Annotated in this window: 12 protein-coding genes; 9 read left to right on the top strand and 3 right to left on the bottom strand. The window is 69.8% G+C overall.

The window, feature by feature from the left end; genetic code table 11:
- Positions 1-82 precede the first annotated feature (82 nt).
- Positions 83-436, bottom strand: coding sequence for a hypothetical protein (locus KF823_15685; GenBank protein MBX3727348.1), 354 nt, complete (start codon positions 434-436; stop codon positions 83-85).
- A gap of 417 nt (positions 437-853) precedes the next feature.
- Here KF823_15685 and KF823_15680 point away from each other — a divergent pair, with 417 nt between their 5' ends.
- The 9 genes from KF823_15680 (at position 854) to KF823_15640 (ending at position 8,123) form a co-directional block, all read left to right on the top strand.
- A complete protein-coding gene (locus KF823_15680) occupies positions 854-1,807 on the top strand; it encodes a GTP cyclohydrolase I FolE2 (GenBank protein MBX3727347.1) in 954 nt (317 codons plus the stop codon).
- Between the two features lie 182 nt (positions 1,808-1,989).
- Entirely contained in the window at positions 1,990-2,478 is a 489-nt protein-coding gene (locus tag KF823_15675; GenBank protein ID MBX3727346.1) for a MerC domain-containing protein, read from the top strand.
- Between the two features lie 71 nt (positions 2,479-2,549).
- On the top strand, positions 2,550-3,062 hold the full coding sequence (locus KF823_15670; protein MBX3727345.1) for a hypothetical protein: 513 nt from the start codon (positions 2,550-2,552) through the stop codon (positions 3,060-3,062).
- A 258-nt stretch (positions 3,063-3,320) separates the two neighbouring features.
- A complete protein-coding gene (locus KF823_15665) occupies positions 3,321-3,692 on the top strand; it encodes a hypothetical protein (protein ID MBX3727344.1) in 372 nt (123 codons plus the stop codon).
- A 113-nt stretch (positions 3,693-3,805) separates the two neighbouring features.
- Positions 3,806-4,102: a type II toxin-antitoxin system RelE/ParE family toxin gene (locus KF823_15660; GenBank protein ID MBX3727343.1), complete on the top strand. Its 297-nt coding sequence runs from the start codon at positions 3,806-3,808 to the stop codon at positions 4,100-4,102.
- A 2-nt stretch (positions 4,103-4,104) separates the two neighbouring features.
- Positions 4,105-4,401: a putative addiction module antidote protein gene (locus KF823_15655; GenBank protein MBX3727342.1), complete on the top strand. Its 297-nt coding sequence runs from the start codon at positions 4,105-4,107 to the stop codon at positions 4,399-4,401.
- Between the two features lie 655 nt (positions 4,402-5,056).
- Positions 5,057-5,875: a hypothetical protein gene (locus KF823_15650; protein ID MBX3727341.1), complete on the top strand. Its 819-nt coding sequence runs from the start codon at positions 5,057-5,059 to the stop codon at positions 5,873-5,875.
- Between the two features lie 83 nt (positions 5,876-5,958).
- The gene (locus KF823_15645) at positions 5,959-7,065 is read left to right on the top strand and encodes a sel1 repeat family protein (protein ID MBX3727340.1); all 1,107 of its coding nucleotides are present in this window, start codon (positions 5,959-5,961) and stop codon (positions 7,063-7,065) included.
- Positions 7,066-7,901: 836 nt separating this feature from the next.
- The gene (locus KF823_15640) at positions 7,902-8,123 is read left to right on the top strand and encodes a hypothetical protein (protein MBX3727339.1); all 222 of its coding nucleotides are present in this window, start codon (positions 7,902-7,904) and stop codon (positions 8,121-8,123) included.
- A 196-nt stretch (positions 8,124-8,319) separates the two neighbouring features.
- On the opposite strand, the gene KF823_15635 is transcribed toward KF823_15640, so the two are convergent.
- Both KF823_15635 and KF823_15630 read right to left on the bottom strand, forming a co-directional pair.
- Positions 8,320-8,958, bottom strand: a complete 639-nt coding sequence (locus KF823_15635; protein MBX3727338.1) for a thioredoxin family protein — start codon at positions 8,956-8,958, stop codon at positions 8,320-8,322.
- Complete coding sequence (locus tag KF823_15630; protein MBX3727337.1) at positions 8,955-11,138, bottom strand: thioredoxin family protein; 2,184 nt, start codon at positions 11,136-11,138, stop codon at positions 8,955-8,957. The genes KF823_15635 and KF823_15630 overlap by 4 nt, the downstream gene beginning before the upstream one ends.
- Positions 11,139-11,204: the final 66 nt, after the last annotated feature.

Here is an 11,204-nt window from a genome sequence, read left to right as displayed (position 1 = left end):
AGCCAAAGAGAAGGGCGCCCCAGGCGGTCCGCCCGGCGGGCATCCTGCCCGCCGGGTGCGCGTGTCCCGTCCGGGCCGACGCTCAAGGGCCATCCATGGCCCCCGCGTCGGACGGCGCCTCGGGCGCCGTCCGCGCCTCCGGCGCGGCTGATCCGGCCGTGCCCCGCCGGACCGCATGGGGCCCCGGGAAGAGCGCGGACATCCTGTCCGCCAACAGCAACAGCAACAACAACAACAACAGCAACAGCAACAGCAACAGCAACAGCAACAGCAACAGCAACAGCCACAATGACACCGACAGCAGCAGCGACGGCAGCGGCGAGAAACGCGTGAGCAGTAGCGCCTGTCCCGCTCGTGCGACGGCACCGCACTTCTCCCCTCCCCCGCCTGCGGGGGAGGGGCGGGGGAGAGGGCCGTCCCTTGCCAGCTCCTTCATCGGTGCCGGACCCGGCTGGCCGGGTGACCCGATGGGCTTTCCATGCACCGATTGCCTGGGGGTGCCGCCCGTGGAGCAGGAGACGCTCCCGCGTGGAACGCCCGGCGGAATGGTCATCCCGTGCAGGGATACTCCCCGGACCCCTGCGCCACGCCGGCCCGCACTTGGCGCCCTTCATGAAACCCGGCAATGCGATGCCCGGGCGGGGCAGGGCGATGCCGCGGCAGCCCGGCCCTTGATCCGGCCTGCACCCGCCCCCATCCAACATGGCCTCCGAACAACAGGCCTGCCGCCTGCGCCCGTCCCCGCGGCCAGCCGCGACTGTCGCCCCTGCGCCCCACAGTGCCCAGGCGCGCGCCCCCATCCCTGCCCACAGCCGCCCGCCGTGGCATCCTGACCCGCCGAACGGACCACGCCATGCCCGCCGACCCCGCCCGCGCCCTTCCCGACATCGCCGGCCAGGCCCCGCCCGACGCCGCCGGCGTGCTGGACTGGGTGGGCATGGGCGCCATCGAGGCGCCGGTCACCCTGGCCGGCGACGGCGGCGCGCCGGTGCGCTGCGCGGCGCGCGTCGACGCCTTCGTGAACCTGGGCCGTGCCGAGGCGCGCGGCATCCACATGTCGCGCCTGTACCTGCACCTGGACCGCGTGCTCGGCGAGGACACCCTCACCCCGGCCGGCCTGCGTCGCGTGCTGCGCGACTTCCTGGACAGCCACCAGGGCCTGTCCGAGCGCGCCCTGCTGCGTCTGCGCTTCGACTACCTGGTGCGCCGCCCGGCCCTGGTCAGCGACAACAGCGGCTGGAAGCGCTACCCGGTGACCATCGCCGGCCTGCTGGAGCCGGACCGCTTCCAGGTCGAGCTGGGCCTGTCGGTGCTGTACTCCAGCACCTGCCCGGCCTCGGCCGCGCTGGCCCGGCAGGCCACGGCCGCGCAGTTCGCCGCCGATTTCGCCGGCCAGGCAAGCATCGATGCCGATGCCGTGGCCGCCTGGCTGGCCGGCCCGCCGGGCAGCACCGCCACTCCGCACGCGCAGCGCTCCCAGGCCGAGGTGCGGGTGCGGCTGAAGCCCGCCTTCGACGCCTTCCCGATCGTCGCCCTGATCGACCGCATCGAAGCCGCCCTGGGCACCCCGGTGCAGACCGCGGTCAAGCGCGAGGACGAGCAGGCCTTCGCCCGCCTCAACGGCGCCAACCTGATGTTCTGCGAGGACGCCGCGCGCCGCCTGCAGGCGAGCCTGGACCGCGACGAGGCGGTCGCCGACTTCTGGGTGCGCGCCAGCCACTTCGAGAGCCTGCACCCGCACGACGCCGTGGCGGTCGCCACCAAGGGCGTGCCGGGCGGCTACCGCGCCGGCCTGGGCGACCTCTGAGGCCCGCCGCCGGCCGCCTGGAAAGGCCGGCCCGCAACGCGGGCGCGCTGCGGGCCGGGGCCGGCAACCAGGCGGCAACCACCAACGAGTGCGGGGCCAGTGTCGCAACCGCAGATGACCGCCGATCGGTCGGGCGCCCGTGGACCCGGGCACGGCGCCAGGAATGTTATAAGCTAACGGCCATGAAGCCCGCCGACCGCCCCCTGCTGCTGAACCGCCTGGCCGACCGCGTCGGCATGAGCGCCGCCTGGCTGTGCGCCCTGCACTGCGCCCTGTGGCCGGTCGCCCTGGCCGCGCTGCCGGCCGCCGGCCTGGCCGCCTGGGATGGCTGGGAGGCCGGTTTCGTGGCCTTCGCCGCGGTGCTGGGCATCGCCAGCCTGGCCACCGGCTGGCGCCGCCACCGGATCGCCACCGCGTTCTGGTTCCTGGTGCCCGGCCTGGCCCTGCTGGCCTTCGCCGTGCTGCGCCATGGCCATGAAGGCAGCGTGATCGTTCACGCCGTGCTGATGACCGCCGGCGGCGTCCTGGTCGGCGTCGCCCACCTGGTCAACCTGCGCCTGGGCCATGGCCACGTCCACGACGCCACCTGCGGCCACCTGGCCGCGCACCACGACCACGCCCATCACGAGGCCCCGGCCGCCGACCTGGCCGCCGATCCGCACGCCGCCTGAGGGCGCACGCCCGGGGCCGCGCGCCGGCCCGTCCGCGGCATAGACTGGCGGTCTCCACAGGGGAGTCCGCCATGACACCAAGCACCACCCACCGCGCCCGGCGCCTGTCGCCGCTGCTCGCCCTCGCCCTGCTGCCGGCCGCCGCCGGCCCCGGCGACGCCCGCGAACGCGGCGGTCCGGCCGGCTGCGACAGCATCGCCGCCGTGCCGATCGTCTGGAACATCGACTACGAGGCCGACATCCAGCCGATCTGGGACCAGCGCTGCGCCAACTGCCACGTCGACCACGCCGGCCTGTACCTGGGCGACCTCGACCTCGACCCCGGCGTGTCCTGGGACAACCTGGTCGGCCAGGACGCCTTCGGCGACCCGTCCATGCTGCGCGTCCGTCCCGGCCAGCCCCTGGCCAGCGCCCTGTTCCTCAAGCTCAACTGCGAGGAACCCGGCTTCGGCGTGCGCATGCCTTCCGGCCGCCCGCCGATCCCGCTGGCCGAGCAGGCCCTTGTGTTCGACTGGATCGCCGCCGGGGCGCCTTACGGGAAGACCGACATCGTGTTCTTCGACGGCTTCGAGGGGCGGCCCTGAGACGCAAGGGCAACGGGCCCCGACTGCACCGGGGAGCCGGGTCCGTGCTTGCCTCGCAAGCAAAGCGATGCAAGGATTCCACCAGACCACCTCTGTCCCCTGGAAATACGGACAGATTAGGCGGATAGCGCAGACCACGCACTCGGAACAAGCCATTGAACCGCGTAGGAATTGTCACCGCACGTCCCGGCCCCGCCCAGCTTACGCGGCCGGGTTATCCCGGCAACGTGCCGTCGATTAGTAGTTAGGCCCGTCACAATGCGCGCCACTCTCATCGTCTTCTCCCCTCGGGCGAATCTTGCCGCCTTGGAGGGCGTGCTCGGCGAGAGCCGTCTCAAGGAGCATGACCTGGGTACAGCCCGCCCCAGTGGCATTGTCCGGCGACAATCCATTTGGATGCGGGACTGGCTGGTGGCCGCGGAGCCGCCCACTTCACCGCTCCAGGAGATCGTCCGCTGGTACGCCGGGAAGCGGTCAGCTCTGATTGCTCTTGACCCGGACGTGTTCACCAAGCTTGCGGCGGTTGCCGATGAAGATTTGTTTGCTGTTCCGTTGGACTTGGCCGAGCAGCTCTTCACGCAGCGCATCTACTTGACAATAGAATTTGAACGGGCCGGCGAACCGGCCTAACCAATCATTCAAGCCGACGCCGCTTCGCGGCGCGGCTTAACTCAGACGTTAGGGCTCATTCGGCGGGATCCACACCGATTGACAGCGTGTATCCGAACGGATACAGTCGCGCCATGAACGCCTTCCTACGAACAGCCGAGTTCGATGCATGGCTGAAGGCGCTACGAGATCCAAAGGGCAAAGCGCGCGTCGTCGCGCGCATACGATCCGCTGAGGCGGGCAACTTTGGAGACTGCGAGCCTGTAGGCGACGGCATCTCGGAGATGCGAGTACACACTGGACCCGGCTATCGCGTGTACTTCGCCCGCAAGGGCGAGGTCGTGTACATCCTGATTTGCGGTGGAGACAAGTCCACGCAAGCCAAAGACATCAAGCTTGCGAAAGCCCTTCTCAAGCGGCTGGAGGATTGACGATGAAGAACCTTGCTCGCTTTGACGCTGCCGACTACCTCGACGACGATGCCGTGATCGCCGAGTACATTAATGCCGCCCTGGAAGATGAGGACCCGAACGTCCTTCTCCAAGCGATCGCAGACGTCGCCAAGGCGCGTGGTATGACCAAGCTCGCAAAGGACGTGGGCTTGGGCCGTGAAAGCCTGTACAAGGCTCTAGCGCCTGGAGCCAAGCCGCGCTATGACACTGTGCTCAAGCTGGTGCGAGCCCTTGGCGTCGAGCTGCATGCCACACCTGCCCATGCAGCCCAGCCCTAACTTCGCGCTTCAGCGGAAACCGCTGCGCGGTTCCGCTGAACTTGGGTGTTAGGAGTGCTGTGGGAACGACGTCGGGGTCATAGACCTAACGGCAAAGGACAGATCGCGCGCAGCCGCGATCTGATCCGGTTGTTGAACAAGCCCGGTCAGGCTTGCCGATACGTTCTTTAGGGAAACAGCAATCGCGACGGTGCAGAGGTGCGGTGTCGCGTTGGCGCTGTGCACGTGGGGTGCGTGGCGCGGAGCGAGGCGTGGCGAGGTCGCCGGGCCGGTTTTCGCCATCGCGAGGATGCGAAGGGCCGTTTCGGACGCAGCCTGCCCGTCGAGGCGCGAAGCCTTGGTTTGCGGTGCGGCAAGATGTGTTCGCGCTCACATGGCGGTGCTCCGGTGTTCGTGGTGCGGGGTTCGTCGTCGGTGCGCCTGGGCGGGCGTCCGACGGGTGGCAGGTCAGATGCATGCCAGAGCGTGTGGACGGTCGAAGGTGGTGCCCCGCGTTGCGTGATTGGAGAGAGCCAACCTTTGTCTTGACGGCGCTGTGGAACTCATCGAAAGTCCCGGAAAGTTCCCGCCCCGTCTGCAACCCCGGCGGCCGGCAGCCGGTTCCGTAGGGCGGGCCAGGGCTCTGGACGGCGAGCCCCACCAATGGAGACCGACCGTGACCCCAGCTGTAGCTTCCCTGCTTCTGTCCATAGCCGCCACCGCTTCCCAGGGTGCGCCGTCTGTTGAAGCTACCCGTCACGGCTTCGAGGCACAGATCCGCCAGGCCGAAGCGCTCGGTCGGCAACTCCATGTGCTGGAACGCGCGGAGCGAGTCGCCACCGCGGCGGTTCGACAGGTTCGTGGCTTCCGACGGGATCGGGCCGGTCTCGTGACCCTGGCGACGCCTGCCGGAGAGGGCGTCGAAGTCGATTTCGCGGCAAGGGACGAGGACGGCCAGTGGCTGATCCGCTACCGGGCCAGCGTCGGTCCGGATGGCAGGGTCCACGGTCGGGCCGAGCGGCTGCAGGAACCGGTCCCGATGCCCGCCGAGCGCGTGCGGATTATCGAGGTCCGCCAGCGCGTTCTCGGGTACGCGTTCCAGCGATGCTCCAACGACGTTTCGGCCATCGTCGTTCCAGGCAGTGACGAAGCCCGTGGCCTGGTCCATGGCTACCTGCTGGCCGCATCCGAAGGGAACACATTCGCCGTCGGGGGCAACTTCCGCATGGATGTCGCTGCGGACGGCAGCATCCGGGCCACTCGGCCATTCGCCAACAGTTGTCTCCGGCTTGCCGACGATCGACGTGCAGTGGCAGTCACCCTCAGCCATCTGCTGGATCCCCACCCCACCGAGATCCACGTCCTGATCAGCTTGCGCGCGGGCAAACCGCTGTTCGTGGCGACCGCCGAGAATCGTATTTTGTGGCGGGTCGACGGTGGTTCGATCGAGTTCGTCCAGCCGCTGTCTGCGGATGGTTCGGGTGCCTCCCGATGAGCAAGCGGTCGCGGCGAGTGCGGAGTCCCCTGTTCTGCCTTCTGCTGGCGATCGCACCGGGGTCGAGCGCCGAGGAGAGCCTAGTGGAACTGCTGCAGCGGGCCACGGCACTGGAGGAACAGGGCGACCCTGCCGGGGTGGTCGAGCTGTTGGATGACCATCGCGGCTCCGATCATGCCGAGCTACTCTACCAGCTTGCCTTTGCCTACTTCCAGCTCGCAACCACTGGCGGACGGGAGGGCGAGGCGGACCCGACGGCGAGTCGCCGAGCGCTGGACATCGGTCGCCGGGCGCTGGAACTGGGCAAGGGTGAGGCCGCCAGCCTGCTCTACCTGATCCACTTCCACGGAGTCGGCGTGCCGCACGACGTGCCGCTGGCCCTGGGCTATCTGCGGCAAGGGGCTGATGCGGGCGATCCCGCCGCCCGGCTCAACCTTCTTGCCATTGCATATCAGGGCCATGCTGAAGCGCCGCCGGACCTGCGGGAAGCCTGCCGGTTGCAGGCGCTGTTCGACGACAGCGACGCCACATTCCCGGTGGTCTTCCACTATCGGGGGATGATGCTTGCCCGCGGCGAATGCGGCATGGAGGCGGACGTCAAGGCCGGCTTCGCACTGATCCGCAGGGCCGCGAAGGCCGAGGTGGCCGAGGCCCAGGTGCTGCTGGGGAGGGCGCTCCAGCATGGCTGGCTGGGCACACCGGATGCAGCGGCTGGCCTCGACTGGCTGGAGCGCGCGGCCGCGCTGGGGAACGCTTATGGGCAGTGGGAACTCGGCAAGGCGCATGCCACAGGCGAACTGCGCGCCAGGGACGATGCGCGAGCCGTCTCTCTGTTCGAAGCGGCTGCCGAGGCCGGGCTGCCCGAGGCGCATACGTCGCTGGCGGTGATGTATGCCACCGGATCCGGCGTGCGGCAGAACTTCAACCAGGCCCTGACGCTTTATTCGGAGGCGGTCGCGCTGGGCGACAGTCATGCGCTGAGGAACCTGGCGGTGATGTACGCCTTGGGCGAGGGTACCCCACCCGATCCCGTGCTGGCCAAGCTCTACTACCTGAAGCATCTGCACTTCGGACACCCCGCGGTCGATACTTTGTCGTCCCGGATCGACGCCTTGCTGGATCCTGCGGGCCAGTCCGAAGTCGAGGCGCGCTTCAACGAATGGCTGCAAGCGTTGCCTGTCGCGCAGTGAAGACCGAGAACGATTTCAGTGAAAAGGGCAGTGAAAAGGGTGTCAGGGGGACTTCCTGCAATGTGATGACGGCGGCAGGGGCAACTGCCGTGCACACCCCATGCAGTATGCCCTGGCAGCGCGCGTCCACGCCGAGGACCTTGGAATCATGAGACATTTCCTGGCTGCATCCACACTCGTTCTTGCCGGCTGCGTCGCCCAGCCAAGACTCCAGCCCTCGACGGATCTGGCCGATCTGTTGGGGTCGTGGGAGTTCTCCGGCTCGGAAGCATGCGCAAGCAATCCACAGGTCATCTCGTTCTCACCGGACGGGTCATTGATGCACATAACCTGGCCCCAGGGCGGTGAGGCTGGGGAGGGAGACCTTCGCGATCGCTTCACCTACAGGATCGGGCGCCAGACCGGAAACGCCGTGCGATTGGACCTCGTGGACGAAACCCGGATGGACGCGTTGGGCAACCCTGTTGCCTGGGATCTGGTGCGACTGGACCAGGACAGCTTCTGTTGGCGACGCAGCGACTGGGGGCCCGCCTCGTGTACCCGGGCCATCGTCCGCTGTCCTGGATAGCTCCATCGCGGCTGGGCGAAGGGTTCGGCTTCACGCCGTTATCCTTGGTTTCTCGCCGAGGCCTTTCGACAGGACATGGCTAAGTCAATGCACGCGAAGGTTGTGGCTCAAGGAGCGTCGCTGACGCCTTTTCAGCCCTTCATCCGGACGCCGCTTCGCGGCGCACACTGAACCAGAGGTCGGGTCCGAAGTGAAGACGCCATCCTCCAGACTCGCGGCAATTGGTGTGGCCCTCGCGTTGACGGCCTGTGCGACGGCACCATCGAGTGTGGACGACGAAGGCGCAATCGAGGCCGCGAAGCAATGGGTCGCGTCCAGGTACGCCTGGGCGTCGCAGGCTACCTATGCCCCGCAAGGCAGGAGTCCGGAGCGGGTGGTCGTCGTCAGTTGCAGTTCGTGCCGCGATGTCGATGGCTCCCGCCAGCCCGCGCAACTCGTTGTGCTCGTCAATCGGGCCGGGGTGGTGAGCTTGCTGGTCGGTCTGGAGTGATCTCTGGTCTTGCCTGTAGGCGTCATGGTGCCGGCAAGTCCGGTTCGCGCGGCGGCATCGCGACGATCGATGCGAATGCGGCCGGAAGGCGTGCGCTGCGAAGGGGAGTGGCGCCGCCCGGGCCGGGATGCCGGCATCGCGGCGAGGACGCCCGGTGCGTGGCACAAGGCGTCCACCGCCGCGACGAAGTGGCCGCTCAGTTCGCGTACTTCACCGCACAGCCATAGGGGCGGGTGACCGGCACGCTCACCGCCTGGCCGGCCGCCAGCTCGGCCAGGGCCTGCGGGACGTACTGGGTGGCGGTGGCGATGTCGCCGGGGTTGGCGCTGGGGATGCTGTCGATGGCGCCGGCGTAGCGCAGCACGCCGGTCGGGTCGATCACGTACATGTGCGGCGTGGTGACGGCGCCGTAGGCTCGGCCGGTGGCGCCGGCGGGGTCGAGCAGGTAGGCGGTCTGCGCGGCGCGGGCCTCGGTGCGGATCTGCTCGGCGCGAGCGCCGTCGACGTGGCCCTGCTGGCCGGGGGCGGAGGAGTTGACGGTCAGCCAGACCACCTCGTCGCCGGTGGCGGCGCGCTGCTGGCCCTGCATGTTGTCGGCGCCGTAGTGCTTCTTGACGAATGGGCAGTCGTGGTTGGTCCACTCCAGCACCACGGTCTTGCCGGCGAAGTCGGCCAGGGAGTGCGTGCGTCCGGTCGAATCGACCAGGGTGAAGGCTGGCGCAGCCTCACCGACCCGGGCGGGGGCGGTGGACGCGATCGCCTCCAGGTCGACGCCGCCGCAGCCGGCAAGGACCGCGGCGAGGGTCAGGGTGGCGGTTGACAGTCGGACTTTCATGGCGCGGTCTCCTGGGGTGGGGCGGGTGGCAGGGCGAGCACGGCGTCGGCGACGCCGGACGCGGTGAGCAGTTGCGGCAGCACGCGGGGCGCGCCGCCATCGGGCGGGTAGAGCACGTACAGGGGCACGCCAGTGCGGCCGTAGCGCGCCAGGTAGCCGGTGATCGCCGGGTCGCTGCGCGTCCAGTCGCCCTTGAGGTACGCGACATTGCGGGCGGCGAGCGCCTGGCGCACCGTGTCGGTGGCCAGCGCGATGCGCTCGTTGGCCAGGCAGGTGATGCACCAGGCCGCGGTCATGTTGACCAGCACAGGGCGGCCGGTGGCGCGCAGTTCGGCAAGTCGCTGCTCGCTCCAGGGTTCGGTGCCGTCCTCGCCGGCCGCTGCTGCGCCGGCGGTGGCTGGCGGCGGCGCGGAAGCCGACATGGGCAGGGCGATGGCGATCGCCAGTGCCGCGGCAGCGGCGGCCGTGGCCACGCGCCGGAAACCCGGCGAGCGCATCGCCGGTCGCCGCCCGAGCAGCCACAGCGCGAACGCCAGTGCGGTCAGCGCGACCAGCAGCCAGGCCATGCCCAGGGCCGAGGTCTGCTCGCCGTACACCCACAGCAGCCAGACCACGGTCAGGTACAGGGGGAAGGCCAGCAGTTGCCGGAAGCCCTCCATCCACGGCCCCGGTCGCGGCAGGGCGCGGGCCAGCGCCGGGGCGAAGCCCAGCAGCAGCATCGGCGCGGCCAGGCCGAGACCGAGCGCGGCGAACACCGTCAGGGCGGCGGCGGTCGGCTGCACCAGCGCCCAGCCCAGGGCGGTGCCCATGAACGGCGCGGTGCAGGGACTGGCGACGACTACGGCCAACGCGCCGGTGAAGAACGCGGCGCGTGCGCCACGACCTTCGGTCAGGCGCTGGCCGGCGCCCACGAAGCGGCCGCCCAGGGCCCACACGCCGGAGAACGACAGCGCCATCGCGAACAGCAGCAGGGCGACCACGGCCACGAAGCGCGGCTCCTGCAGCTGGAAGCCCCAGCCGAGCTGCTCGCCGCCGGCGCGCAGCGCGAGCAGGGCGCCGGCCAGCAGCAGGAAGGTGGCGACAACGCCGGCGGTGTACCACAGGCCATGGCGGCGCAGCTCGCCGCGATCGTCGGCCGCCTCCAGCGCCGACATCGCCTTCATCGACAATACCGGGAACACGCAGGGCATCAGGTTCAGCACCAGGCCGCCGAGCAGGGCCAGCAGCAGGGCAGGCAGCAGGCCGAGGGCCGAGGTATCGCCGGTCGCGATGTCGGGTTGCTCGGTGCCGGCGACCGGCACGAGGCTGGCGTCGAGACGGGCGGGGAAGCGCCAGGCCGTACGCGCGCCGTCGACCGCCACCAGGGCGACCTCGGCCGGGAGCCGGGTGAAATATTCGCTCTTGCGCCAGCGCGCCTGCCAGCCGTCCGGCGTGCGTTGCCACTGCGGCAGCGCGCCATTGGCGAAGACCTCCGGGGTTTCCGGGAACCATCGCCAATGCACCGGGGTGGCGCCTCCGTCGAGGCCGGACAGCGCCAGGGCGATGGCGTCGGATCCCTCGGCGATCGCCAGGCTGTCCGTCGCCGGCTGCGGCAGGGCGGCGCGGGCGGCGGCGAAGTCGTCGGCCCAGCGGGGTTCGACTTGTGCGGACGCCGCGACCGGCAGCTCGAACGCGTATCCGGCCTCGCCGGGAATGCATTCGACCTCGCAGATCAGCCAGCTCGCCGAGGCGCGGATCGGCAACGAGGACGCCGCGTAGTCGGCCGGCACCGTGACCGTGACCGGCAGCAGGCGCCGCCCGCCATAGCCGAAGTTGACGATGTCGGCCAACTCGAAGCGTTCCGGATGCGGCCACTCGATCGGGCCGGCGACGACGCCCTCCGGCAGTTCCAGCTCGAGCTGCGTCGGCAGGCCGGAATCGCCAGGGTTGCGCCAGTAGGTGTGCCAGTGCGGATCGTGCTCCAGCAACAGGCCCAGGGCCAGCGTCTGGCCGGGCACGGCCGCGGTGGCCTGCGCGACCAGGCGCGAGTCAAGGTGGTCGGTGCGCACCGGCTCCGAGGCCGGCCGGGCCGCCGCTGGCGCCAGCAGGACGGCGAGCAGGGCCAGCAGCGCGCGGGACCGGCTCACGCACCGCAGCGCGCCGGCCTTGCTGGCCACCTCGTTGCACCGGGGGGTATCCATCGACTCCGAGATCCGGGGACTGGACGCGAAGGCCGCGCGTCCGCGGGCCGGCACGGCGACCATCGT

Source organism: Lysobacterales bacterium (assembly GCA_019634735.1).
Classification (GTDB): Bacteria; Pseudomonadota; Gammaproteobacteria; order Xanthomonadales; family UBA2363; genus Pseudofulvimonas.
Note: the sequence above shows the minus strand (reverse complement) of the source record. Positions and strands in the feature narration are given on the sequence as shown.